At 32.7% G+C, this 25241-nt stretch carries 27 protein-coding genes, 2 tRNA genes, 1 other RNA gene and 1 pseudogene; 17 read left to right on the top strand and 14 right to left on the bottom strand.

What is annotated here, in order from left to right:
- The 5 genes from QXW15_RS06955 to QXW15_RS06935 all read left to right on the top strand — a co-directional run.
- Positions 1–711, top strand: a 711-nt coding sequence (locus tag QXW15_RS06955) for an MFS transporter (protein WP_342790210.1), incomplete at its 5' end; no start/stop codon positions are given.
- 38 nt (positions 712–749) lie between these two features.
- Entirely contained in the window at positions 750–1118 is a 369-nt protein-coding gene (locus QXW15_RS06950) for a 50S ribosomal protein L18e (RefSeq protein WP_048100779.1), read from the top strand.
- Positions 1119–1123: 5 nt separating this feature from the next.
- Positions 1124–1543, top strand: a complete 420-nt coding sequence (locus tag QXW15_RS06945; RefSeq protein ID WP_048100780.1) for a 50S ribosomal protein L13 — start codon at positions 1124–1126, stop codon at positions 1541–1543.
- On the top strand, positions 1533–1937 hold the full coding sequence (locus QXW15_RS06940; protein ID WP_048100781.1) for a 30S ribosomal protein S9: 405 nt from the start codon (positions 1533–1535) through the stop codon (positions 1935–1937). Before QXW15_RS06945 ends, QXW15_RS06940 begins: the two co-directional genes overlap by 11 nt.
- Positions 1938–1941: 4 nt before the next feature.
- Complete coding sequence (locus QXW15_RS06935; RefSeq protein WP_048100782.1) at positions 1942–2160, top strand: DNA-directed RNA polymerase subunit N; 219 nt, start codon at positions 1942–1944, stop codon at positions 2158–2160.
- A 22-nt stretch (positions 2161–2182) separates the two neighbouring features.
- Here the strand turns inward: QXW15_RS06935 and QXW15_RS06930 are convergent, their stop codons facing one another.
- Positions 2183–3115, bottom strand: coding sequence for an alpha/beta hydrolase-fold protein (locus QXW15_RS06930; RefSeq protein ID WP_287954987.1), 933 nt, complete (start codon positions 3113–3115; stop codon positions 2183–2185).
- A gap of 157 nt (positions 3116–3272) precedes the next feature.
- On the opposite strand from QXW15_RS06930, the gene QXW15_RS06925 reads away from it, so the two are divergent.
- A tRNA-Pro gene (locus QXW15_RS06925) sits at positions 3273–3345 on the top strand.
- A gap of 29 nt (positions 3346–3374) precedes the next feature.
- Here QXW15_RS06925 and QXW15_RS06920 read toward each other — a convergent pair.
- Positions 3375–4226: a UbiA-like polyprenyltransferase gene (locus QXW15_RS06920; protein ID WP_342790213.1), complete on the bottom strand. Its 852-nt coding sequence runs from the start codon at positions 4224–4226 to the stop codon at positions 3375–3377.
- A gap of 126 nt (positions 4227–4352) precedes the next feature.
- Positions 4353–4766: a CoA pyrophosphatase gene (locus QXW15_RS06915; RefSeq protein WP_048100785.1), complete on the bottom strand. Its 414-nt coding sequence runs from the start codon at positions 4764–4766 to the stop codon at positions 4353–4355.
- Positions 4767–5374: 608 nt separating this feature from the next.
- Here QXW15_RS06915 and QXW15_RS06910 point away from each other — a divergent pair.
- From QXW15_RS06910 to QXW15_RS06900, 3 genes are all read left to right on the top strand, one after another.
- Positions 5375–5563, top strand: coding sequence for a hypothetical protein (locus QXW15_RS06910; RefSeq protein ID WP_287961215.1), 189 nt, complete (start codon positions 5375–5377; stop codon positions 5561–5563).
- Positions 5564–5644: 81 nt separating this feature from the next.
- Positions 5645–5803 (top strand): hypothetical protein, encoded by a 159-nt coding sequence (locus QXW15_RS06905; protein ID WP_342790209.1) that lies wholly within the window; start codon positions 5645–5647, stop codon positions 5801–5803.
- A gap of 85 nt (positions 5804–5888) precedes the next feature.
- On the top strand, positions 5889–7211 hold the full coding sequence (locus QXW15_RS06900) for a cytosine permease (RefSeq protein WP_052656646.1): 1323 nt from the start codon (positions 5889–5891) through the stop codon (positions 7209–7211).
- A gap of 26 nt (positions 7212–7237) precedes the next feature.
- On the opposite strand, the gene rnpB is transcribed toward QXW15_RS06900, so the two are convergent.
- The 8 genes from rnpB to QXW15_RS06860 all read right to left on the bottom strand — a co-directional run bounded on the left by rnpB (position 7238) and on the right by QXW15_RS06860 (position 16300).
- Positions 7238–7530, bottom strand: an RNA gene (rnpB, locus tag QXW15_RS06895) — RNase P RNA component.
- 99 nt (positions 7531–7629) lie between these two features.
- Positions 7630–8943 (bottom strand): aldehyde dehydrogenase family protein, encoded by a 1314-nt coding sequence (locus QXW15_RS06890; protein WP_287950944.1) that lies wholly within the window; start codon positions 8941–8943, stop codon positions 7630–7632.
- Between the two features lie 62 nt (positions 8944–9005).
- Positions 9006–10739, bottom strand: coding sequence for a thiamine pyrophosphate-binding protein (locus QXW15_RS06885; RefSeq protein ID WP_054964295.1), 1734 nt, complete (start codon positions 10737–10739; stop codon positions 9006–9008).
- Between the two features lie 155 nt (positions 10740–10894).
- Positions 10895–12742, bottom strand: coding sequence for a thermopsin (locus QXW15_RS06880; RefSeq protein ID WP_054964178.1), 1848 nt, complete (start codon positions 12740–12742; stop codon positions 10895–10897).
- A gap of 335 nt (positions 12743–13077) precedes the next feature.
- The gene (bluB, locus tag QXW15_RS06875; protein WP_048101316.1) at positions 13078–13743 is read right to left on the bottom strand and encodes a 5,6-dimethylbenzimidazole synthase; all 666 of its coding nucleotides are present in this window, start codon (positions 13741–13743) and stop codon (positions 13078–13080) included.
- Positions 13744–13824: 81 nt separating this feature from the next.
- Positions 13825–13909, bottom strand: a tRNA-Leu gene (locus QXW15_RS06870).
- 66 nt (positions 13910–13975) lie between these two features.
- The gene (locus QXW15_RS06865; RefSeq protein WP_287954814.1) at positions 13976–15157 is read right to left on the bottom strand and encodes an MFS transporter; all 1182 of its coding nucleotides are present in this window, start codon (positions 15155–15157) and stop codon (positions 13976–13978) included.
- Between the two features lie 36 nt (positions 15158–15193).
- On the bottom strand, positions 15194–16300 hold the full coding sequence (locus QXW15_RS06860) for a mevalonate 3,5-bisphosphate decarboxylase (protein WP_287954813.1): 1107 nt from the start codon (positions 16298–16300) through the stop codon (positions 15194–15196).
- Positions 16301–16383: 83 nt separating this feature from the next.
- On the opposite strand from QXW15_RS06860, the gene QXW15_RS06855 reads away from it, so the two are divergent.
- Positions 16384–17205, top strand: a complete 822-nt coding sequence (locus QXW15_RS06855; protein WP_048100792.1) for a DMT family transporter — start codon at positions 16384–16386, stop codon at positions 17203–17205.
- Between the two features lie 44 nt (positions 17206–17249).
- On the opposite strand, the gene QXW15_RS06850 is transcribed toward QXW15_RS06855, so the two are convergent.
- Complete coding sequence (locus tag QXW15_RS06850; RefSeq protein ID WP_048100793.1) at positions 17250–17966, bottom strand: substrate-binding domain-containing protein; 717 nt, start codon at positions 17964–17966, stop codon at positions 17250–17252.
- A 69-nt stretch (positions 17967–18035) separates the two neighbouring features.
- A complete protein-coding gene (locus QXW15_RS06845; protein ID WP_048100794.1) occupies positions 18036–18314 on the bottom strand; it encodes a hypothetical protein in 279 nt (92 codons plus the stop codon).
- Between the two features lie 233 nt (positions 18315–18547).
- On the opposite strand from QXW15_RS06845, the gene QXW15_RS06840 reads away from it, so the two are divergent.
- From QXW15_RS06840 to QXW15_RS06810, 7 genes and pseudogenes are all read left to right on the top strand, one after another.
- Positions 18548–18868, top strand: coding sequence for a winged helix-turn-helix domain-containing protein (locus QXW15_RS06840; protein ID WP_048100795.1), 321 nt, complete (start codon positions 18548–18550; stop codon positions 18866–18868).
- A 91-nt stretch (positions 18869–18959) separates the two neighbouring features.
- Positions 18960–19778 (top strand): hypothetical protein, encoded by an 819-nt coding sequence (locus QXW15_RS06835; RefSeq protein ID WP_287954812.1) that lies wholly within the window; start codon positions 18960–18962, stop codon positions 19776–19778.
- A 99-nt stretch (positions 19779–19877) separates the two neighbouring features.
- Positions 19878–20193 (top strand): annotated as a pseudogene (locus tag QXW15_RS06830) (recombinase family protein); the annotation flags it as partial.
- Positions 20194–20312: 119 nt separating this feature from the next.
- Positions 20313–20453 (top strand): hypothetical protein, encoded by a 141-nt coding sequence (locus QXW15_RS06825; RefSeq protein ID WP_287954811.1) that lies wholly within the window; start codon positions 20313–20315, stop codon positions 20451–20453.
- Positions 20454–20833: 380 nt separating this feature from the next.
- Positions 20834–21010, top strand: a complete 177-nt coding sequence (locus tag QXW15_RS06820) for a transposase (RefSeq protein WP_342790212.1) — start codon at positions 20834–20836, stop codon at positions 21008–21010.
- A 195-nt stretch (positions 21011–21205) separates the two neighbouring features.
- Entirely contained in the window at positions 21206–23035 is a 1830-nt protein-coding gene (gene tes, locus QXW15_RS06815; RefSeq protein WP_236688994.1) for a tetraether lipid synthase Tes, read from the top strand.
- Between the two features lie 36 nt (positions 23036–23071).
- Positions 23072–23476 carry an archease gene (locus QXW15_RS06810; RefSeq protein WP_342790205.1) on the top strand — a complete coding sequence of 135 codons (405 nt, stop codon included), beginning with the start codon at positions 23072–23074 and terminating at the stop codon, positions 23474–23476.
- A 30-nt stretch (positions 23477–23506) separates the two neighbouring features.
- On the opposite strand, the gene QXW15_RS06805 is transcribed toward QXW15_RS06810, so the two are convergent.
- Positions 23507–25241 (bottom strand): class I tRNA ligase family protein (locus tag QXW15_RS06805; RefSeq protein ID WP_342790204.1); only part of this gene is annotated, 1735 nt, incomplete at its 5' end.

Genomic DNA, 25241 nt, shown 5'->3' with positions numbered 1-25241 from the left:
AAAAATGGCAACAAAACAGAGGCGTTAAAATCATCCAAGGCGGTTGCCTCGTCTGCAGGCCTTGATATAGATTCAATACCCGATGTGGAAAGGGGTGATTCAAAAATAAGAAATCTATTCAGTAAAAAATATCTTGCCTCAACTGTTTTTGTATCAATTGCATGGTTTTCTTATGATGTTTCAAGTTATGGTGTATGGGAATATACACCCTCGGCATTTGCATATAGCAGTTCAAATATAGTCCTTGTGGTACTTGCCACACTTTTGGAAGAATTACCTGTTTTTATAGGTTTTCTTATATGCATGTACCTTGTTGAAAAAACAGGCAGAAAAAGTCTGGAAATACTTGGTTTTGGCGGTGCTGCCATTTCATTGATTGTTTTCGCAATTCTAACAAATTACATAGCATTCACCTTAATATTCACATTTATGGCCTTTGCCATAATGCATTTATTTCATAATATAGGACCAACAAACCTTACCTACGATTATCCTGTTGAGATATTCCCAACTAGAATACGGGGAACTGCAATGGGATTCGCCACATCTGTTTCAAGAATAGGTGCAATACTTGGTACAATTGCATTCCCCATAATACTCTTTAGCCTTCCATTCAAATATGTTTTAATTTTCCTGATAATTTTCGAAATCACTGGTTTTACCGTTACATATTTACTTGCACCGGAGCCAAAGGGAAAACACCTTACTTAAATTCAATAAATTTATTAATTAATTATCAATATAGAGCCATGTCGATCAAAGTAGAGAGAAAGACAAGCATTCAAATTGTAAACATAATAACAGGTTTGCTTGAAAGATCGCGCGAGAGTGGTTCCCCATTCTGGAGGGACATAGCATTAAGATTGAGTTCCTCACGCAGAAATTATGCAAAGGTAAACCTTGGAAAGTTGAATGACCTGGTTAATGACAGTGATGTTATAGTTATACCCGGATTTTTATTATCCTCAGGTATCTTTAACAAAAAAATTAAAATTGCCGCATTAAAGGCATCTCCAAAGGCCAGGGCAAAACTTGAGGCCGCAGGTGCCGAGTATGTAGATCTTCAGGATCTTGCAAATGAAAATCCAAAGGGTACTGGAATAAAAATAATAAGGTGATTTAAATGATATATATAAACGCTGAAAATCATATTTATGGAAGACTTTCCGCATATGTTGCAAAGCAGTTACTTCAGGGCGAGGAGGTTACAATAGTAAATGCGTCAAAGGTTGTTATAACAGGAAAAAGGAGTTACATCCTTGACAAATTTAATCATAGAAGGGATATAGGAAGCGTAAGAAAAGGGCCTTATTATCCCAAAACACCAGATGCAATATTAAGGCGTGCAATAAGGGGCATGCTTCCTGTAAAAACATCACATGGCCTTGAAGCATTTAAGAGGTGCACTGTATACTCAAATATACCAAAATCATTGCAGAACAATGATTTTATTAAGGTAGATAGGGCTATAAATATTAATGCAACTGGTTTTATAACACTTGGTGAAATATCAAAAATATTAGGTGAAGTAAATGAGCAGTGAGGTTTTAACAGTAGGTAAGAGAAAAACGGCAATAGCAAGGGCCGTTACAAAAAAAGGCACCGGTAAGGTTCTCATAAATGGTGTTCCAATAGAATTATACCCCATAGAACTGCTAAGAAACAAAATGATGGAGCCATTAAAAATCCTCGGAGACCGTGCCAGTGAAATAGATATAGAAATAAAGGTGCACGGTGGTGGAAATACAGGGCAGGCAGATGCATGCAGAACTGCAATTTCCAAGGGAATAGTTCAGTATTTCAGTGATGATCATGAGCTTGAAAATACATTAAGATCATATGATAGAACCATGCTTGTTAATGATATAAGAAGAAAGATGCCGAAAAAGCCAATGGGTTATGGTGCCCGTGCAAAGAGGCAGAAATCATACAGGTGAGTCTATGATAATACCGGTAAGATGTTTTAGCTGTGGCAGGGTCATAGCCTCAGATTACATAAAATTTGTGGAGGAATCCAAAAGGATAAGAAATGAAACCGGTCATGAACCAACCGGTGCAGAAAAATCTGAGATTCTGGATAATCTTGGAATAGAAAGGTACTGCTGCAGAAGGATGATACTATCAAATGCAGATTTGATAGATGAAATTATATCATACTAATTTTTAAATTTAATTTATATTTTTAATATTCTTTTAATATTTCAGGCATTGATTCTAAATAAAGATGATTTGTATTAAAGTGCCCAACAGGATATTCCTTGTATGTATGTGAAATGTTAAGCATTGAGAGTTTTTCGTGTATCATATTCATGCCTATGTTTATGCTGTACTCATCATAAATACCTGTTTGAAGTATTATCTTTTTATTTTTTAGGGAAATGCCAGATGTATCAATAATATTAACTGGATCAAATTTAAGCCATGCATTCCAGTGCTCATTTAATCTACCATCATTTAAATCAAATGGCAGGTTAATTTCAGTGTTTTTGGGTGAATAAAAGGCTGACATGGCAATTATATTCTCTGCTGTAAGCTCATCCTGGCTGTGGATATAATCAGAATTAAATTTTTCCATAAACTTTTTTATGCCCAGATTTTTAAGTATTTTATATGCCACAGGAAAATCCCTTAGATATGAATAATGAAAATATGAATCTCCGGAGATGTCTATAAATCCTGAAAATACATCTGGATTATGCAATGCATTATAAATAGAGCCAAAACCACCTGACGATTTTCCAAAGAGGTAAACATCGCGTTTTCCATATATTTTAAATAGAAAGTTTATCAGATCCTTTGTAATAAAGTCGCTGTAATTTCCAACGGCAGTAGAATTTACATACTGGTTGCCCCTGAAGTATGTCATTGTATCTGGCAGTATAATTATGAAACTGTATTTTTCAGATATTTTATTTAAAACATCCATAAAATCAATATTTGTATAACTTTTATTCAAAAAACTCCTGGAAGACCCAAAAAAACCTGCAAGTCCTACAAGCAATGGCGTATTTTCTTTAGGACTGTTTTCAATGATTGTTACCTCCCTCTGTGGTTTATCATTTACGGGATTATCATGTAATGCCTCTGAATCTAAAATTTTTGTTATTATCTCCATGGTCTATGATGGGTCATTTCTACTTAAATTTTAACACTTTAAATGAAAACTATATTTTCTATAAAACAAATTATTAGATTTATATGTTAAGTGTTAATTTTTTATTTAATTTCCAGAATTAAAAATTTTTATATTCTAAAGTGAAATACAGCACCTAGGGGCCGTGGGGTAGCTTGGTATCCTACCAGCTTGGGGTGTTGGTGACTCCGATTCAAATTCGGACGGCCCCATTAATCTCTATTTTATATATTAATAAATCTTATGCCACAAGGGATATATAAATTCCTATTAAAAATAGAAATCCTATTATGGAGTTTGGATTAAAGAAAACCTTTCTTACATTTTCCGGTGTTGTTCCATGTATGGCAACATGTTCATATAATATTAAAATTATTATTGGTATCAGTGCCAGAATATAATATATTGAATGAACAATAAATGCTATATAAATAAAGAAAATTATTGTAAATATATGGAAAACCCATGAAATAATTAGGCCTTTTTTTACACCGTATTTCACGATGATTGTTTTTAAACCGTTTTTTTTATCATATACCTCATCAGGTATTGTATAAATAATATCAAAGCCCGCAATCCAGAATGTTGAACCTGCAACCATTAAATATATAATCGCAGGCGGGAAATTTGGATTCACAGCCAGGTATCCACCTATTATGCCCAGTCCTATGGTAAATCCCATAAATAAATGCCTCAGGCTTGTAACTCTCTTCATTAATGGATCTGCTATAAAAAATATTAAAACAATTGGTGAGAGCATAAATACAAGATTATTTAATAAATATGTTAAACCCTCAAAAATGAATACCAGTATTAAGGTAAATGCAATGGCCTGCCGCAGATTTATTTCCCCCGTCACAAGAGCCCAATTCCTTTTTCTTGGATTGGTTATATCATATTTTAGGCCAAGTATCCTGTTTATTGACATTGCAGCTCCTCTTGCAGAGATGGCAACAAATAAAATAATAAAGAATTTGTACATTTCTATAATCCCATTTGAGGCTATAAGGGCACCTGCAAAAATGAAAGGTAAATCGAATACAGTATGTTCCATTTTAACATACTCAAATAATGTTTTTAATTTCGTTTTAATCTCATACAGATTATTTTTGGTTATAAAATCTTTTTTAGTTATTTAAAATATTTTTAAAATGTTTAATTAATAAAAATATTATTTATGAACATTAAAATTTGAGCTTAAATTAAAAAATTTAACAGTTTAATGCATATTTGAAAAATCCTTAAGAATTCTATAGGTAAGTCCAAATATTATATAAGACCCATACCTAAATGTGCCATCATATTCTTTAAGCTCTCTGAATCCAACCCAGAAAAATTTTGACACCTCGTTATCAATTTTAACATTTTTAGTTACACATTCGGCTAAAAAAGCGGCAACGGACAATGTTTTATTTAATGTAAAATAATTGCCCAGATATTTTGTTATTCTTATTTTTATTCCAACCTCCTCATAGGTTTCCCTTACTGCTGTATCGCAGCAGGTCTCACTTTTTTCCCTATGCCCTCCAGGTAAAGCCATCTGCCCTGACCAGGGGTCTCCCAGATCTGCCCTTTTTATTAACAGAAAATTATCATTATCAATTATTAACGCCACGGCGGCATCGCATTCCATTATAAATCAATTCTAATTAATATTAAAAATTATTGAAATGAACGTAGGTTTGTCAAATTTATGTATAAAAATTAAAAAAGATCATTATAATACCTTCAAAGAAAATAAAGAACCCTAACACCGTAGAAAAGTCAGGAAAAAGGTTGCAGGAATATCAAGTTAGATAGGTAATGTTGCGTATAAAGTATCGGATAAATTAATAAAAGAACATAATTTAATGGCATTTGAAGGCATAAATATAAAAAATATGCTAAAATAACCTTAAACTTGCTAAGAGCATAGTACAATGATAACAAATCATAGAAGTCGGAACACTCTATTGCTTCAAATATTATAATATTTTATTATTAGATATTTGTATGTATTTTTATATTGCCTTAATTTTAATTTTTATTTATCATTTGGATTTTTTAAATAGTATGTCATATGTGACACAATATTCATATAAAATTATGTCGTATGTGACATACTGATTTCCGATGAAGAATTTATCAGCATTCTATCATATTGCAATTTCCGGGATAAAAAGCCTTATACAGGGATTTTAAGGGAGTTTTATATTAACAAAATACTTAAAATATTAAACGAAATTAATATAGTAACGGAAAGTGGCCTGCGTAGATCCAAAAATATTCATATCACTGCAGGTTGCTTTATCATTTATTAATAAAGGTTATAATCCAGAGGATAAATTAATTATAAATTTTGATGATAAAAGTCTTGAAAACAATATTAAAAACCTTGACGATATATACAATGCATACAAAAAACTGATTAAAAAACAGATAACAACATAATAATAATTGATGAGGCACAGGAGGTACCGGCTGGGAAAAATTTGTTAGAACACATTCAGAAAGAGTGATTTACCTAACGCCATGGCAATGAGGTCTCATGATTCATCGACCACGCTTGCCCTTACATACGGACTTATTTTTAATCTTTCAGGCAGGGGCATCAATCTCCACAGGCTTAAATTCCCCTGCTACATAGGTATATTTATAAGAGTTGAAGCCTTATATTTAGGTGCTATATAGGAATTATTTACGGGAAACATAGAATAACACAATATAAAAAAGTTTTAAAAAGGTTTATGAATAATTTAGAAATTAACCAAGGGAATTGAAAGAAAAATCCTCACATTACAACGAAATATACGATTATGGTGAGGTACCTGAGGATAAAAGGGTTGTAAAACCACGAGAACTATTTCCAATATGGTTTGCCTCAAATCTAACAATAGGGGATTTTGCGGTTGGATTTATACCAGTTATTATGGGTTTAAATATTTATTATACAATTATAACATTATTTGCTGGAACCTTTTTTGGTTCCATACTCCTTGGCATAATATCCATAACCGGCCCAAGAACCGGACTTCCACAGATGTCTGCAGGGAAGCGGGCCTTTGGCAAAAAATTTGGAAATTTTTTATCATCGCTTCAATGGCTAAACACAATTGGATGGACCACTGTTAATCTGGTACTAGCAGCCTTTGCATTTACACTTTTATTTCATGTATATTCCGTAATTTCCATCCTTATACTCACTGCTGCCATATTCCTTCTATCGTATGCCGGTCATCATGTTATAGCTGTATTTGAAAAAATTATGGGCATAGTGCTTGCATTTTTATTTATATTCATAATCCTTATATCATTTTCAAAATATAGCATGATATCATCATATGACCCATTAAATATAAATTATTCTGTGGCAATTGGAATAACCCTGGCCGCATCATTTTCAGATATAATATCATGGACGCCGTACGCCGGTGACTACTCAAGATACACACAGGATAAAAAGAGTGTTGTGCCCTATGTATTTTTTGGAAGTTTTTCTGCTGCATTTGTTTCTGAAATTGCCGGCATGCTGGTTGCCATTCTATCATTAAATCCCAATGGAAATCCCGCCATTGATATGCAAATTGTCCTGGGTAAATACAGTGTTTTTGGTCTTTTTGCCCTATTTTTGGGTGGAATAGCCGCAGATGCAATAAACCTTTATTCAAATTCATTATCCCTTAAGGTTATTGGTTTTAAATTTAAAAGATCAACAGTTGTTATAATTGGAAGTATTATTACATTTTTAACCGCCATAATAACCTACAGCAAATTTTATTTATTCTATGAGGATTTTCTTTTTATACTGGATTACTGGATAACGCCATGGATTGGTATTATAATAGCAGATTTCTTTATAATAAACAAAAATAAAAAATTTTCAATAATAAACGATTATAATAAAACGGGCATTACAAGTTATTTAATAGCATTAATGGTTTCAGCCCCGTTTATGAATCCGGGATTTTTGTACAGTGGAATAATATCCTCAATGTACCTTGGTGGTGTTGATATAAGTTATTACATATCATTCATTATTGCAATGTTACTTTATATTGGTTTGAGAGGGCACAATAATGCACTAAGCCAAACAGCCTAGTTATTTTATTATTGATAAAAGAGTGGAAATGCCCGGAGTAAGCCCCCTTCTGTTCACCTTTCGGCTGGCAGCATTCGACTATGCGTCTTACCTGAATCTCACGGCAGTGTTCACGGATTCAATTTAGACTTGCTCCCTGCTGGGAGGGTTCTCATCGGCACTCCTGCAAACGTCATTTCTACAAATCATCCTTAGGCAGGAACCGTATTATTTCTTGTCCCTTTACCTTTCCTCTCGGAAATCCAGTTTTCGCTGGAAGCAGTCTGCCGTGGAGGGGGGACTTTCCTCACCTTTCGGCGTGGGCTGCCCTCGGGCTTTTCCTTCTTTATAAATTACAATAACAAATTTAAACTTATCAATGTATAAAAAACATTTACATTTAACTTATAAAATATTTAAAAAATAGATTTAAAGTATCTTAATTTATCCAGACAGTTTTAATATTGGTAAATTCCAGAATGCCATATCTTGATAATTCCCTTCCAATTCCACTTTTCTTTGTCCCACCGAATGGAAGCCTTGGGTCAGATGCCACGATCTTATTTATTGAAACCGTGCCTGCATCTATGTAAGGTACCATTTTTTCTGCCTCATTTTCATCCCCCCAAATGGATGAACCAAGACCGTATGGTGTATCATTGGCAAGCTTTATTGCCTCATCTATTGTTTTAAAGCTCTTTATCATGGCAACGGGGCCAAAAACCTCCTCGCCATAGTCTTTATTAAGTTTCACAATCATTGGTTTAATTAGATTCCCCTCATTTTTTCCAGTTTCAATGACCTCGCCATATGATTTAAGCTCGTTTACCTGTTTTAATATTATATTTTTCTGTGCCTCTGACGATAATGGTCCAACATAGGTATTTTCATCAAGCTGATCACCGGTTCTTACCTTTTCAAATTCATTAAGCATTCCCTCATAAAACTCATTATAAATATCGTCCTTTATTATGAATCTTTTTGAGGCTATGCAGCTCTGGCCGTTATTCTGAAGTCTGGCAAACACACTGTTTTTAATCGCATTCTCAAGATTTGATGAGTCTATGACTATGTAAGGATCTGACCCACCAAGCTCCATGACAAATTTTTTAATGTGCTTTGCAGCTTCGGATGCTATTTTTGATCCTGCAGCAGTTGAGCCTGTAAATGATACGCCGTCTGAGTACTGTATTGCCTGGTCTATGATTTCCCCTGTTGTAATAACTGATCTAAAAACATCCAGATTAAATAATTCCTCAATCTTCAATGATGTACCGCTAACTATTGAAGCATGCTTTAGTAATACCGAATTACCTGCAAGCAATGCCGGTATTGCAGCCCTGGCAACCTGCCACAGTGGAAAATTCCAGGGCATAATTATTAAAATGGTTCCGAGCGGGTCAAACCTTATATATGATTTTTTTGCCTCAGTTTTAACATACTCATTGGCAAGAAAATTTTTTGCATTTTCTATATAATAATCAAATAACCATAGTGTTTTTTTAACCTCTGCAATGCTCTGGCTTATTGGCTTTCCCATCTCAGATGACATAAGTTTTGCAAGGTCATTCATGTTTTTTTCAAAGTTACCCCTTGATTCTTTAATTTTATCTATTCTATAATCTATATTTTCCCTCCATTTCTTCTGATTATTATTAAGATTTGATATAATTTTCTTTATTTCATCAAGTTCCATTACCTTATATTTGCCAAGTACTTCATTATTATAAGGATTATATGTTGTGATTTCCATATTATAAAAATTATTTACATATATTTAGACTTTTTTAATGAACATTTTAAAATAAATGCATGTTATGGATTAAATTTATCCATAATTATGTCTATAACTGCAGGCTCACCCCTTCTTGCACCATTAATGGCATTTTTAAGTGCAGAATCAAACTCTTCGAGTGTTCTAACATCATATGATGAAATGCTAAATGCCTCAGCCATTTTTGAATAGCTGATTCTTGGTGAATCAAGGTCAATAAACTGATGATCATGTTTTTCAGCAACAATGCGCTCTATAGTATTTTCAAAATATGGCCATTCAACAGCCCATGAACCATTGTTTAATATTATATACACAACACCCAGATTATAATGCTTTACAGACCATAATGCAGATGTAAAATTGCCGAATATGGCATCCCCATCACCTGTTATACATATAACCGGTTTATAATTTCTTATGCCATTTAGATAATTCTCCTCATTTTTTGCCAGAAATGCGCCGTAGGCCATACCAACAGGCGATCCCAAATGGCCACTGGGATTGCTGAAGTAAGATCCTGGTTCCGGTAAATCCATCTGCAGATTTATTTTTGTGTTTAGCGATATACTTCCATTAATGAAGGTCATCCCATTTTCCCAGTTGCTGTTTATAATATGGCCTATTGAGCTTGCTGTGATCCTGCCTGATTTTATATCATTATTTGCCGATTCCTTTATTTCCTCCATTAATTTATTATGCTTATCCTCTATACGCGCCCTTCTTTCCTTAATTAAATTCATGTCACTGCCCTGTATTTTTGCATGCTTCATAATAACCTCAAGGGTCGGGCCAAGGTCACATATTATATCCATGGAATTAAAGAGGTTTGAAGAACCGTAATCGCCACCACTGTATATATCACGCCTTCTAACAAAATCTGTTGAAAAGTCTATAACATCAACATTTTCATTTAGCTTATTTCCGGGTAGTATTCCAAATTCAAATAAAAGTGCAAGATCATCATTTCCAAGCTCTGGTGGCTTCATTCTGGGTGAAAAGCCAAGGTGCAGCGGATGCCTTAGTGGAAAGCTCATGAAATACCTTCTCTCCCTCACCTTTATACCAAACATCTCTGCAAATTTTACCATGGTTTCAACATATTCAGGATTTCTTCCTGCATGTGAAATAAATATTTCCGGATGCTGTGCCTCAAGGATTTTATTTGATATTATAGCTATGGTTTTTTCGTCTGGAACCCTGTAATTGTAATAAAAATTCTTAATTCTGATTTTTATACCATTATAACGCCGCTGCATAAGGTCATGCCGCAATGTAATAAATGATATTCCCTTTGGTTCCAGCTGGGTAATAAATAAGGCCTTTGAAAGGTCCTCTTCAAGCATTTTTTCTGTCTGTGAATTGTTTGACCATTTTACCCACGGCTCAACAATTTGTAAATGCTTTGATGAGTAATGTGCAGTTGGGTCTTTAAGCAGATGGGTTCCGGCGATATCCCTTGATGAGAAAACAAGCATTGGGGCCATATTTATGTACGCAGAGTATAATGCCCCAATTGAATTCTGTGTTCCAACTATCCTATCCACAAGTGCTATTCCCGTCTTATTCTTTGCAAGGCTGTATCCCTCGGCTGAACTTACCGCTGTGAACTCATGGAGTGCCTGTATCCATTTAATATCCCCCTCCTTGGAGATGGCATCCTGTATCTCCGCCTCACCTGCTCCGGTGGTTCCAAAGATAAAATTGTGACCATATAATTTTAATGAGTGGACAAGCAATTCTGCAAGTGTTTTAATATCACTATTCTGGTGCATGCATATATAATTGTGAAAAACAATTTAAGTTTTTGTTATGGATTTAATAAAATATTAAATCTTTAATTAAATTGCATTTGTAATCAAATTAAAGTTAAAAATTATCATTTTTTAATGAATTTTAAAATCCTATACCTATATAAAAATAAACATGACTATCTTCTCTTTCTTTTTTTAAATATAATAAATATTGATGCTGCAACAATTATGCCTGCAACGAATAAATATAAATATTCTTGTAATTCATCAACCATGCCCTTATGATAATAAATATTGATTGTAACATTATTCCCAATTATCCTTATTATACCTGTAGGATTTGAGGAATAAAAACCATTAGTTTCTGGTATTTTATATTCATACGTACCATTCATTTCATCTAAGCTTATACTTTTTTCAGTTGTTTCATACTTTGTTCCATTGATTATTATTGTCCATTTTTGCCCCGGACCCAAACCATGTTCGATTATATTTATGTTAAAAAGCACAGGAATAAATGTAATATTAACAGTTTGATTATTTCCACTGACTTTTATGTTAATTGTATAATTTTCTGGTCTGTAATCTTTATTTGCTGATGAAATGTTAAGGGAATAATAGCCATTTTTTAGCATAATAATTATGCTATTTGATATATTCGAGGTGCTGTATGTATAATTTACGTACCATTTTGTACCTACGGGAAGACCGCTTTCATTTAAAATTATTTTATAAAAGGCCCCGGCAAATATATGTAGGTATTCACCAGATCTTAACTGATAAAATTCTGATTTAATAAACTGGCGATTCGATGAATAAACCGTTATATTATAATATCCCGGTGCCAGTGTCAGATTTGCATCACAGTTAAAAAATTGATGCATTGTGCCATTTATACTAATATATCCAGATTTAAGATTTGAACTTATATTAACAAGCGCAACATCCTTTAAATTATATATCTGCTTCAATTCATTATTGGATGATGAATTAATAACTGAGGCATAAATAAAACCATTATTAAATTTATATGTATCTGTTACATTGCATATCCCCTCCTGCGTGTCAGAACCATAATTAAAGGCATTTGTTATCATCTGGTAATTATGTCCATTCCAGTACTTTAGATACATTTCAATATTTGATTTTTCATCAACCGTTTTTGTTCCATTTCCAGGTCCACCGAGAACAAGTTCGGCATCGTAATAATTATCTGACGGGGTTAATTTATACCCATTAACCGTAAAAACAGGTTTTGCCGTGAGACCGGATACAAATTTAAATTCTGGTGAATCGTATGTTACCCAGCCATAACCATCATTATACATAAAAATCAACTCAGGTCTTCCATTTACCTCTGTTACATTAGTTATAAATTTAATAAAAAATGGTGTTTTTAGATTTTTATAATTGCCGGGTAGTGCTTCTGATGCAGAAGCTATATATGCATTCCCATAAATGCTTCCGTTTCCAGAAATTGTTGAATTTTTCATTACAGAATCCTGTGACGACATATTCCAAACATTATCTATAAATGCTATTTCATTATCTGATGTATTTATTACTGCAACATTCTGTGCCCAGTAAACGTAGGTTTTTTCACCAGATGAAAATCTCATAACTGTATTCAACTGTACAGACATGCCATATCTACCAAAAGGCAGTGTTGAATTTATGGAAGAGTTGTATGTGTGTATATAAGTAATATTTACAATACCCATAAATGAGGTTGTATTATATTCATAGGGAACGTTATTATAACCAATCCCATAATCTGCTATCCCCATCGGTGCAGGCTCTCTTGAATATGCATAATTTGTGCTTATCTGACTTTTTACATTTTTATCTGGCTCTGTTAGGATTCTGTTACCGCCAGAACCTGTATGGCTAGGATTTATTGATACCAAAATAAATATAATTATTAAAGCAATTGGAATTATTCTGGAGGTCACAACCACTAATATTATATTTTCATATAAGTTTGTTGCCATGGTGGGTTTAAGTCTCATGTAATTGTTATACATAAGTTAATATCTCCTCGCGGTAACCGGTAAGCATGTTCTGACAGTGGAAATTAACATAACATTGCGGTTCTGTTAATTCAACTAGGTTTTTCTTTTTTATATTTTATACATTAACATTCTGTGGCCATGAATCCTGTAGCATCTGCCCACATGCATGGGCAAGTGATTGGTAGTTTCCATGGGATTTTTGGATCCATGCCGTTTGGATCAGAAGGTTCATATATATCACCTCATGGGCATATATACAATTTATCTGGAAAATCCCATCATTCCAGACATCCAGTGTTAGTAGGGCTCGGTAATGAGAGGTATAGAAATATAATTATACAAAAAATTTATAATTTTGTATTTTTTATTAAATCACAAAAGCTTTTATCAGGGTTATTTCCCCATCTATCCATAAAAACGTATTCTGATAAATTATTCCGTTTTTCCCAGTTTTTTTCCTCAAGTTCAGGTATATCATGATCCTCTGTTAATTTTCCAAGTGTAAGATATGCTATTAATTTTATACTTTCTGGTATTTTTAGGACATCTTTAACATCCTCTGGGTCAAAAAAGCTGACCCATCCCATGCCTATATTCTCAGATCTTGCAGCAAGCCACATATTTTCTATTGCAAGAACAACACTGTATTCGGATGTTTCTCTTATTGTTGATCTACCTATTATATCCGGGCCCTTCCTGCTGAAATCGCATGTCACAGCGATATTAATATAAGATTCCAAAATACCTTCTATCTTTATCCTTTCAAATTTATTCTTTTTATTATAAGGCAATGAATTATAAAAATCAATTCTTTTTTTATCAACAATGGATTTTATTTTTTTTCTTATATCAATATCTTTTATTATAATAAAATTCCACGGCTGTGATAAACCAACTGACGGTGCATAATTCCCAGCCATTAATATTTTTGATATAATTTCGTCAGGTATTTTTTCATTGCTGAACCATGATCTTACGTCCCGCCTTTTTTTAATTGCAGTGTATACATCCATTTTGACCCTATAATAAATCATTTAATAAATGTTTAATATTAACTACATATTTAATAAAATTATAGGAACATATTATAAAAATGCAGAGGACGGGATTTGAACCCGCGAACCCCTTCGGAACCAGACCCTTAATCTGGCACCTTTGTCCAGACTCGGTAACCTCTGCGATTCCTATATAATTTCAAAATATATTAACTTTAACTTATCAGTATGTTTATACCATTTAAAATAATTAATGGGTATCCAGATATACCTCCCTGAATTTTGTCACATAATAGAGCATAAATATTGAAAATATTATTGAAATAATTAAAAGAACCATTACAGGTATATCCCTATTTATATTTATAATAAGCAGGCCTGCTATAACAGCCCCAAAAAATACTCCTGCATGCTGCATTGATGTGTAAAATCCAAGATTTCCGCCATAACTGTCCCTTCTGGCCAGCCTTGTTATAAGTGTTGGAAAAACTGTCTCGCTTATTATATATCCTGAATAAAATAGCGTTACCGCAAGATAGTAATAATATATATTTTTAATAAAGGGGTTCATAAAATATACTGGAATGCTTATAAGAAGCACAACAAGAGAAACTAATGAAAAGAAAACTGTTTTATTCTTATCTGCAGGTCTTGCTATTAAAAGCCCTATTATTCCTGCTATTATCACTGCTGGTATCAAAAACTTATAAAATCCCGAAACTGGAACATATTTTAATGAAAAATATGGTAGGTATAAATAAAATACAATCATATAAAAATAAATAAAAAAGCTGATAAATGATACAATCATTAATTTTTTATCTATTCCAGAATTTGATGAGAACTCTTTTATTTTTTTTGATTCTTTTATCATAATTAAGGGAATAAATGAAATACCTCCTATAATTGCCGCTATTATAAAAATCCCTGAATAGTTTATGACTATTGAAAGCAAAGGACCTATAATGACGCCTATCATGAATGAGAAACCTATTGATATTCCTATAATTGCATCGGAAATATTTCTAGTTGTTGGGCTAACATTTTCATGTACAAGGGCTATACCGGCAGAGCTAACTGCACCGGCACCCTCTATAAGTCTGCCAATTATCAGACCGTATATATTTACCGGGTATGCAGAGATCAAATTTCCGGCTATGAATGTAATTATTCCAACCGCCATTATTTTTTTTCTTCCATATCTATCAGATAGTATTCCTAAAGGTGTCTGAAATATTGCCATGGTTATTCCATATGCTCCAAGTGCAAGTCCTATTAGAATGTATGAATTTGTAAATATAGACCCATATATTGAAAAAATGGGAAGCACCATGAATAAACCAAGAGTACGCATACCTATTGTCATGGATACAAGGGAGATGATTTTAATCTGTTCCCTTGAGAATAATCTCATCATAATTTCTGATGTCAATTTGGTTTATAACTGTTTTTTAAATAAATGTTGTATTTAATTAATTTTAATAAAATATTCATTTGCCTCCTTGGTAAAATCATTCATTTTCTGCTTGTATCCGTTAAAATTGTATGAACCATTAAGATAAGAATCTTCAACGTTTTCTGTAAACTCCTTTATTAAAGAATGGTCAAAGGATAGGATCATTATTGATGGCCCCGTATCTGCTGTGAAGTAAAGCCCATCATTTTTCGCCTTAAACTTTAATATTTCATGCAAAAGCCTTATACTTTCGGGCGTTTGAATTACAAGCCCCCCTGAGAAGAGTACCGAATTTAATCTTAGCATATCATTTTCGGCAATTTTTAGCATATCATTTACATCGAAATTGTTTAAAATAAGTTTTTTTATATTTATATATTTTTCATTTACCCATTTTTCATAAAATAATGAGTTTACTGCTATTTTATGTGCATTGTCCGTTGGTATATCACTATATTTAGGAAATATGCCATAATATAATTTTGTATTATTTTTGCCCAGATTAAATGCCGCGCAATCCTTTAACTCCATTTTTGGATATGAAAGCCATATGGATATGCCATTCTGTGCGGCCCTGGTACCAGACCCAGATACAAGGCGTGCATATCTTGAGACAAAAACATTATCCTCTGATGCGTCTGAACCAAAGACATTTGCTATTAAAGCCCTAGATACTGAGGCTGCAACAGCTGACGATTCACTTAAACCCTTCGCATTTCCATAATTTCTATACCTTTTTATGTAAAAATCAAAGAAACCATTTATATTATATTCCCTTTTAAAATAATTAAGTGCGAATCTGGCCTTTTTATCATATTTTTCATTACTGACTCCATCAAGGACAACAGTATCTTTTGAACCAATTTTTCTGTACCTGCATGCTGTAAGGCAGAATGAAAAATCAGTATGCATTGAAATTGATGGGTTATATGCTATTCTATTATCAGAATCATAATAGCCTAAAAATTTTTCAAAGGCCTTTATTGGATATGCATTGGAAAAGGTTATATTGTTATCTTCTAAATCCGGATTATAATCCTCTGGAGTTTTATAATAGCCTGCATCATCAAGCATTTTTTTAATACTCTCCCCATCATTATGGATTTTATCTATGTCCATGGCTCTTAATGATATCTTTTATAATATACTTTTATTTGTTTACTTGGAAGAGTTTTTATATTATTTTTAATAAAGATAATGCCATGCAAAATTTCTCAGGAATAAAATTTCTTATCCCCCTTGTTGTTATCTGGGGATTTACATATCCATTTACAAAGGAGATATCTGTATATGTTTCTCCGCTAATTATTTCATGTTCCAGAATTGGGATATCTACCATATTTTTTCTTTTCATGGCAAGGGGTTATGTATTTGGAAAAAAAGAGATGATTGCCGGGCTTTTAAATATATTTGCATTTTTAACTTTATTAAATCTTGGAATATCAGAATCAAATAACCCCGGCCTTGCATCTGTTATGATATACACCCAGCCCATATTTGTCATAATATTTGAAATGCTTCTTGGCTACAGACCTGCCAGGCGTATAATTCTTGGAATCATCATTGCATTTGCCGGTGTGTCCCTTTCAATTACATCTGTAAAATTTGACATAGGAATAATAATAGCATTGATTGCTGCCATATTCTGGGCCGGTGGAACAGTTTTTTATTCAAGAAATTTAAAGAATGCCAATGTTTTGAAATTAAACGCGTTTATGGCCTTAATATCATTTCCATTTTCAATATCCATAACGCCATTTGATTTTTATTTTAAATTTTCCCTGAAGGTAATATTTTTTATTTTAATACTCGCCATACTTGCACAGGTTTTTGGATACTATTTATGGTTTAACACTGTTAAAACTCTTGGTTCTGTGAGGGCCAGTGCTGGTGTACTGCTTGTACCCGTCTTCGCATTTATTTTTACTTTTATCATGCTTGATGTAAAACCCGGAATCCTTCAAATAGGGGGGTCAACAATAACTTTAATAGGTGTCTTTACAGCCTTAAGGCCACCAAAATAATATAATCTTATGATATTAATCTATACAAATTTCCTTTTTATTGTTTATGACTTTTTATTAATACAACATTCATATTTGTCATAATAAATATTTAATTCCCCTGATTGTAAGGCCTCGTAAACTTGTTTTGAATTTTCATTTTCATTTAAAAGCGCAACGGAAAAAACTGTTTCTGTTTCTGGTATTTCAATGTATTTAAATTTCCAGTATAATGCCTCACTACGCCACAATATACCTGCGTTGATTTCATTTTTTAAAAGCAAGGACGGTATCTCCCTGTAGTGTGCCTTAGAAAAATAACTACTTTTCTTCAAATCACCAAAGTACCCGCACTTTTTCTCATAAATTTTTTTGAAAGCAATGCCAAGGGCACTGTAAACTGGATTGGGAATCCCAGATTTATAATTCTTAATATCACACAATTGAAGGTCATTAATATTTGTGGCTATAACAATGGAATCCTTATAAAAATCAAACAATTTCATATATTTTATGTGTTTTATCATATTTTTATTTAAAAAAACAATATCTGGAGTGAGGTTAATTCTCAGGCCCCCAATCCTCAGAAAATTTCCCATAGCCCTCTTTCTTACCATTACAGCCGGTAATGTTTCAATGTAAGTCTTTATATTTTTACGGTAAAAATAGCTTACAATATGATTTGCTATAAACCAGCCCTGACCAGGCATGGATATTTTCGTGCCGTCAATGTAACCTGTTAGATCTGAAATGACATCAAAAAACGGAACCGCAAAATTCATAATGGATTATAAAACATTAATATATAAAATATTTATATTCATTTTTTATTCTGTTGATTTTTTATAAATTTATGTTTTATTTATCAGATCTCTTAAACTCACAGCCTCCCCATTTAAATTAACCTTTGAGTCAAGATCAAAATCAGCATTAATGGCAAGTTCTTTATCCTTCATTGGTATTAAAAAATAGGCCTTTGTTTCATTTTTACCGATTAAAATTATCTTGCTTTTTACCCTTTTTCCAGTCTCTGAGTCCTTATAATAATAGCTTAGAAATTTTCCAGAATCCTCATAAACCCTTTCTTCAATTCTTCCTGCCTTGGTTTTTGTCATATAGTCATTATCCATATTATTATAATAATATGCCTATTAATATATGTTTTTATAAAAATCATAATACGGTATTAATAAGAAAAAAGTTCATTATAATGATAATATATATTATATTATGGAATTTTTTTTAATATTAAAATTAAATAAATTATTTAATAAATAAATTCGTCTAAAAATAAAATAAAATGTATAAACAAAAATGTTTTTATAAATAAACAGTATATATATAATTGTAGGGTGAAAAAGATATGGAAACAATTGAAAAGGAGTCCATGAAAGTTATAGACCCTGAAACAAAAAAAGTTGTTGTTTTAAGGACTTATATGGGGAGGCCACCCAAATTAAGCAAAAAAGACATGGAAACCTTAAGACATTGCATTGAAAATCAGAAGATATGCAACGTCAAGGAGGTTCAGGAATATATCAAGGAGAAATTTAACGTCTCATATTCCTCCAAGGAGGTTCGTGAAATTCTTAAAAAATTCAATCTTAATTACTATCCCTTATTAAGAAAATACACATATGAAAGCTACTACAATGAAATGATCAACAGAAAATTTGAATTTTAATTCTTTTATATTTTTTTAATAAAAAAATTCATTCTGCATTCAAAATATTTTTATATGCGTTTAGTCTTATTTATTGTCACCGTGAGTTATCATGAAAGATGAAATGGATTCTTTACTGGCCAATGTATTAAATTATTCAAAAAAAATGAAGCTTAATGTTTATTATTCAATAGATGTGGACATAGTCATAAGCTTTGAATGGGATAAACGTATGGGTAACTGGAAAAATTTCCTTGATACATGCAGGGCCAATAATGTTCATTCAATTGTCCTTTCAGTTAAGAGATTCCAGGATGAGGATATAGATCTGGAATATACACAGGAGAAGAAACTTTTTAATAAAATTGCTGAACTGGATATAATGTATATAGTTAATGATGTGGGTTATAAATATCATGAGGAGGCTCCAGAATTTACAGAATTAAATACATTTAGTCTTGATGACCTGCTTGAGGACACTGATGAGAAAAAGGTATTGCCATTAAACAAGGAGGTAAATGAAAAATCTGTAGACACACTGACACAGGAAATGCTAAAGTACATTAATGATGATTTAAATGGATATGCCCATTATAATATGGACGATGCCATTAAATCATTTTGGCAGTATAAAGGAATCAATCTTGATTTCTGGGTTGAACCAGAAATAAAAAATAAGATAGACAAGGTAAATAAAAATGTTAAGAAGGTTATAGAAAAGGAGGATAGCAAGAAAGAAAGACAGAAACTTTATAATATGATACCTGACCTTCTTGAAAAATTATTTGAAAAAAACAAGTCAAACATAACATTGGACGATGTTAAGGATTACCTGGCGGAACAAAATGTTAAGGTAAAATATAAAATAAATATAACCTCACTTTACAGGCAGGTGCTTAAGGCTGTAAAATTAAACAATGGAAAGCAATAAATATAATTTAATATTTTCATGTTTATTTTTTTGAACTTTATGCATATTATGAATAATTTCAATAACTATCTATATAATTGATTTATTATGGTAATAACTATGAAGGCTAATGAGGCATTAAACCTGCTGCGTATTTCAAGAAAAACACTTCATGTATACGCCTGAACAGGCAAAATAAGGTAATACAGTTATGCCCAATGGCTTTTATGATTATAATGATGAGGATATACATAAATTATTAAATAAGGATGTTAAAAGAAAAACAGTTATATATGCAATGGTATCAACAAGGAAACAAAAAACCGATTTGGAAAATCCCATAGAGCAGTTAAAGCAGTGGTGCTTTATGAATGGATATACTATCAATGCAATATACTATGATGATTCAAGAGAGGTTAATTATGAATATAATAAGAACTGAACAGATATTTATTCGGTATAATAGTGTAATATCCAAAATGTGCCATATATCTAAAAAATCTATTTAATCAAACTAATTACACTTTAAGGCAACAATTTTTCAATAAAGAGAAAATGTATTCATACAAAACTCTTGCAAAGGAATTCTCAAAGCCAACAGATATTGATGAAAATAATAATTTCCAGAAATTACCTGCACAGACAGCACAGTGGACTATTAAGGAAGGTAAAACAGTCATGGAATTCATTCTTTAGGGCATTAAAAGCATATAGGAAGAATCCGAAATTATTTAATGGAATTCCAAAACCACCCAAATATAAATACAGGGATGGGGAATTTATTTTAATATTCACAAACCAGCAGTGTTATATTAATAATAGAATATTAAAATTCCCTAAAATAATGAATTTAGAGGTGATAACAATATTAGACAATGTAGATTTAAGAGAGGTAAGGATAATACATTAGATGTTGGCTATAATGTTGAGATAGTATATTCTAAAGAGATAGATAATGTATCTAATTTAAATCCTAAAAGAATACTTGGCATTGACATAGGATTAAGGAACATCATAACCATTGGAAACAACATACATAAAAAGGGTATTGCTGTTAAGGTGGTGTTCTAAAATCCATAAACCAGTATTTCAATAAAAAACTTGCAAAGCTTAAGTCCATCAATGATAAACAGAGAAAAGATAAAAAGAATACAAAGAGAATCAATAAATTATATATGTACAGAAATAGAAAGATAAAAGACATTATGCATAAATTATCAAACGTTGTTATACTAGGTTATTATTTTTGTTAACATGGTTAACAGAAATTGTAACCTAATTAGCTTTTAAGGATACTATTATTACAAAATAAAATTATTTTAATATTTAAAGTGAATTTTTGTAATTCCAAAAGCTACTTAGCAATATTCATTATTAGCAAAAAATAAGACAAAAGATATATATGTATATGTTTGCTTAACTAAATTAGTTCAAAAGGTGAATTAAAAATGGTTATGGCAGAAGAAAGAAAAAATCTCGAGGTTAGACTGTCAAGTAATTTCGAGATAAGCAAGAACGCTCCATTCAAAACAGTGGATGAATTCTTAAGTGAGATGGGGCATTTAATCACCGACGATATGCTTGTATTAAGAGTAACTGAAAGTCTTTGCCCAATATGTGCAGATGAGGAGAAATTTGATCAGATGAGAATACCCGCAATAGTTTATGAGGAGGGCGGTGAGGTTAATTTAATAAAGGAATGCCCAGAACATGGTATTACCAAGGAAAAATACTGGGAAGACTATGATATGTATGTTGAGGCAAGCAAATACCAAGACAAGGAGGGAACAAAGATACTTAATCCAAACGTTGCGGTTTATGCAGATAAGATTATATGTCCAACACACTGCGGATTATGTGTTAAGCATAAATCACATACAGGATTGGGAAATGTTGTTATAACAAACAGATGTGATTTATCATGCTGGTACTGCTTCTTCTATGCAAAGGAGAATGAGCCAATATATGAGCCATCACTTGACCAGATAAGATTAATGCTAAGAAGAATGAGAAACGAGAAACCTGTTGGTGCAAATGCTGTTCAGATAACAGGTGGAGAACCAACATTAAGGGACGATATAATTGACGTCATAAGAATAGCCAGAGAGGAGGGTTACGAGCATGTGCAGATGAATACCAACAGTGTAAGGGCAGCCTATGATCCAGACTTTGTTAAGAGGGCAAGGGAGGCCGGATCAAATGTCGTTTATACAAGTTTCGACGGTCCAACCCCGAGATCAAATCCCAAAAACTTCTGGGAAATACCAATGGCCCTTGAAAATTATAAAAAGGCGCCCATGGGTGTTGTTCTTGTACCCACAGTCATTGGTGGAATAAATGATATGTATCTTGGTGATATGATTAAATTTGCCGTATCAAACATAGATGTCGTAAGGGGTGTTAACTTCCAGCCAGTGAGCCTTGTGGGCAGGATGTCCGACCGTGCAAGGGCAAGGCAGAGAATAACCATACCAGGCGCAATCAAGAAAATAGAACAGCAGCTTGATGGCCAGATAGGCAGGGAAGACTTCTTTACTGTGCCGGCAACAACAGAGGTATCAAACTTCATAGAGGCATTAAAAGGCCACCCAACATACAAATTATCAATACACTTTGCCTGCGGTATGGGTACCTACGTATTCGTTGATAACGGGAAGATCATACCCGTAACAAGGTTCGTGGATGTCAAGGGTATGTTTGAATATCTTTCAGAATTAGGAGAGGATATAAAGTACTCAAAATGGAAAACAGCAAAGAAGGCAGAATCAGTAACAAAACTGTTATTACATCTTAAAAAATTCGTTGATTATGAAAAGGCTCCAAAGGATTTCAAATTAAAGGATATGGTTTACAATGCCTTTACAGAGGGCGATTACCATGGCTTAAAGGCATTCCACTACAAGTCCCTATTCATAGGATTCATGCATTTCCAGGATCCATACACATATGATGTTGATAGAGTGGAAAGATGCGATATACACTATGCAATGCCTGATGGAAGGGTCATACCATTCTGCGCATTCAATGTAATACCAGAGCTTTACAGGGATTCAACACAGAGGAAGTATTCAATACCTGCAGATGTATACCAGGAAAAGACAGGTATAAACCTGAAGAAGGACAAATATTTCAGAAAATACACAGTTGAGGAAAAGAAGAACATAATAAGGTTCTATGAAAAGAGCATCGGAAGGAACCTAAGACCAGAGGAAATAGGTCTTGACCTTGACAAGGATGAAATACCCATGATCTCATCAGTAAACCCTGGTGAGGAATAAATTTATTATTTTTGTTTTATTGTACTTTTAACTTCTATGAGATACAGGCTTTTAAAGGATACTGGAGATCTTAAGATTAAGGTTTATGGGAGAACCTATACAGAAATATTTAATAATGCAGTTTATGCCATGTCAATGTCTATTATTAAATTTCATAATCCTAAAATTGAGGTGGAAAAAAATATAGAGTTACATACTAACAATTATGAAAGCCTCCTCATAAATCTTCTTAATGATGTTCTATTTTATTTTGAAACTCAGGATACATTATTTTTTAATTCTAAATTAAACGTTGATGATTTTTATGGTGTCACCGGCAAATTACTGGGAATGCACATTCCAGAAAAGGTAAATTATGAATATATAATTAAGGCAGCAACATACCATGACCTTGAAATCATGCCTGATAAAAACCATGCAATAATAGTTTTTGATATTTAAATTTCCAGCTTTAAAAAATATGGATTATAATTAAAATATTTTAATAAGTGGCCTTCCCGGCCATGGATTTTTAACCCCAATTGAATCGCTCCTTTCAACTTTAATTTTTAATCCTGTGGATCTGCCAATGTAATCAATGTTGTCCATGAGTATTTTATATTCATCCAGATACCTATCAGATATTCTGTTCTTATTTTTAATGTAATCTTTTATCATTATTTTGTATGTGTCTTCAACAGTCTTACTATTAAACATTTTCAGAAACATTATTTGTTTTTCACCATATACTGTAATTAAAACATTTTCTCCCTGGTTTTTTATGACACGGTAAATCTCCTTTATGTCCGATATTACATTTTCAACATATTTTTCTGACTCAATAATATTATAATCGATCCTATCTTCTATGTTAATGTCAAGCCTTTCACCGCTCACAAATGTATTCTTAACGTATCTATGCCAGTATTCCTCGCATGAATATGGTATTACAGGACTCATTATTATAAGCCAGTCGTGCATAATTTTTTTAAGAGCAATATTAACATCAGCATTTCTATTTTCAACGTTTTTTAAATCATTCATTACACTGTAAAACACTGATATGTATGCATCCCTTATCTTCATTGATTCCATGTATTCCAGAAACTCCTTTACATGTAAATAAAACGATGAATAAAACCATCTGTATATGTAATCATCAGAGTCCTCTGGATTTGTGTATTTTTCAAATAAATTAAGAAAGTTTTCGTACCGCTTATATACAGATGATAAATCCTTCTCGTTCCAGTCAAGCATTGATGAGACATCGGCACCAACTGCAATAAACAGCCTGTAAAGATCTGCTGAGTACCTCTGTGTGATTTGCAGAAGAGATATAACGTTGCCCTTGCTTTTAGATATTTTTGCACCGTTTGATATTACTATGCCTGAAAACATTAGACCACCCGGTAAATATTTTCCACTAAATATTGCCGCGTGGTTCATTATAAAGAATGAGAGGTGGTTTGAAATATGTGGTGGTGCTGTAATTCTAAGATCATTTCCATACCAGTAATTAAACTGTCTTCTGGCAGCTTCTGCCTTTCCCTTTACATAATCATCATATTTTTCAAGGTTTATATTTTTATTAAGATAAACATAATCTATTATGTCATCAGGGATATCTCCAAGATGATCATAAATACCGCGCATTTCCCTGGCATTTGTATATGTAACCATATATATTGTCGAATCGGATAAGGACTCTATAACCCATCTCTCATCAAATGGAAGTTTTGTACCTATGCCACGCCTTCTAGCACAGGGTCTTTCCCTTAGCCAGTCTATGGCATCGTTCATTATCTTCCTGTACATTTCTGGATAAAATTTCATCGAGTTAATTAGGTCATGGGCCCTCTCCTTAAGCCAGTCCTGTGAATAGTCTATGAACCACTGGTCTCTTATAACAGCAACTATAACCTTGGAGCCTGATCTTGTCACCGCCTTCCTGCTGGTTTCGTAGAATATTAGTCCAAGTCCTGCCTTTATAAGATCATTTTTAATTATTTCCCTGCCCTCATTTACGGTTAAACCCGTGTATTTTCCAGAATTAATCAGTTTTCCATTGTAAAATTCCTCCTTATATAATTCCTGTGTGGCATCCTTTAATTTTTCATCATTTTCCATTAAACCATACTTTTCAACAAGGCTCTCGACATTTATGCTTCCAGGTGTTTCCACAACCTTTTTTATGTCCATATTTAATTTATTCCTTTTAAAATAAACA

It is taken from the genome of Acidiplasma sp. (assembly GCF_038728925.1).
Lineage (GTDB): Archaea > Thermoplasmatota > Thermoplasmata > Thermoplasmatales > Thermoplasmataceae > Acidiplasma > Acidiplasma aeolicum.
Note: the sequence above shows the minus strand (reverse complement) of the source record. Positions and strands in the feature narration are given on the sequence as shown.

What these genes read in the sequence shown, in the direction of transcription:
- bluB (WP_048101316.1), bottom strand. Translation starts at nt 13,743, where the DNA reads ATGGATGTATACACTGCAATTAAAAAAAGGCGGGACGTAAGATCATGG.
- QXW15_RS06885 (WP_054964295.1), bottom strand. Translation starts at nt 10,739, where the DNA reads ATGCACCAGAATAGTGATATTAAAACACTTGCAGAATTGCTTGTCCAC.
- QXW15_RS06940 (WP_048100781.1), top strand. Translation starts at nt 1,533, where the DNA reads ATGAGCAGTGAGGTTTTAACAGTAGGTAAGAGAAAAACGGCAATAGCA.
- tes (WP_236688994.1), top strand. Translation starts at nt 21,206, where the DNA reads ATGGTTATGGCAGAAGAAAGAAAAAATCTCGAGGTTAGACTGTCAAGT.
- QXW15_RS06835 (WP_287954812.1), top strand. Translation starts at nt 18,960, where the DNA reads ATGAAAGATGAAATGGATTCTTTACTGGCCAATGTATTAAATTATTCA.
- QXW15_RS06915 (WP_048100785.1), bottom strand. Translation starts at nt 4,766, where the DNA reads ATGGAATGCGATGCCGCCGTGGCGTTAATAATTGATAATGATAATTTT.
- QXW15_RS06845 (WP_048100794.1), bottom strand. Translation starts at nt 18,314, where the DNA reads ATGGATAATGACTATATGACAAAAACCAAGGCAGGAAGAATTGAAGAA.
- QXW15_RS06950 (WP_048100779.1), top strand. Translation starts at nt 750, where the DNA reads ATGTCGATCAAAGTAGAGAGAAAGACAAGCATTCAAATTGTAAACATA.
- QXW15_RS06860 (WP_287954813.1), bottom strand. Translation starts at nt 16,300, where the DNA reads ATGGACATAGATAAAATCCATAATGATGGGGAGAGTATTAAAAAAATG.
- QXW15_RS06825 (WP_287954811.1), top strand. Translation starts at nt 20,313, where the DNA reads ATGTATTCATACAAAACTCTTGCAAAGGAATTCTCAAAGCCAACAGAT.
- QXW15_RS06935 (WP_048100782.1), top strand. Translation starts at nt 1,942, where the DNA reads ATGATAATACCGGTAAGATGTTTTAGCTGTGGCAGGGTCATAGCCTCA.
- QXW15_RS06905 (WP_342790209.1), top strand. Translation starts at nt 5,645, where the DNA reads ATGGCAATGAGGTCTCATGATTCATCGACCACGCTTGCCCTTACATAC.
- QXW15_RS06945 (WP_048100780.1), top strand. Translation starts at nt 1,124, where the DNA reads ATGATATATATAAACGCTGAAAATCATATTTATGGAAGACTTTCCGCA.
- QXW15_RS06810 (WP_342790205.1), top strand. Translation starts at nt 23,072, where the DNA reads ATGAGATACAGGCTTTTAAAGGATACTGGAGATCTTAAGATTAAGGTT.
- QXW15_RS06855 (WP_048100792.1), top strand. Translation starts at nt 16,384, where the DNA reads ATGCAAAATTTCTCAGGAATAAAATTTCTTATCCCCCTTGTTGTTATC.
- QXW15_RS06850 (WP_048100793.1), bottom strand. Translation starts at nt 17,966, where the DNA reads ATGAATTTTGCGGTTCCGTTTTTTGATGTCATTTCAGATCTAACAGGT.
- QXW15_RS06880 (WP_054964178.1), bottom strand. Translation starts at nt 12,742, where the DNA reads ATGTATAACAATTACATGAGACTTAAACCCACCATGGCAACAAACTTA.
- QXW15_RS06890 (WP_287950944.1), bottom strand. Translation starts at nt 8,943, where the DNA reads ATGGAAATCACAACATATAATCCTTATAATAATGAAGTACTTGGCAAA.
- QXW15_RS06840 (WP_048100795.1), top strand. Translation starts at nt 18,548, where the DNA reads ATGGAAACAATTGAAAAGGAGTCCATGAAAGTTATAGACCCTGAAACA.
- QXW15_RS06930 (WP_287954987.1), bottom strand. Translation starts at nt 3,115, where the DNA reads ATGGAGATAATAACAAAAATTTTAGATTCAGAGGCATTACATGATAAT.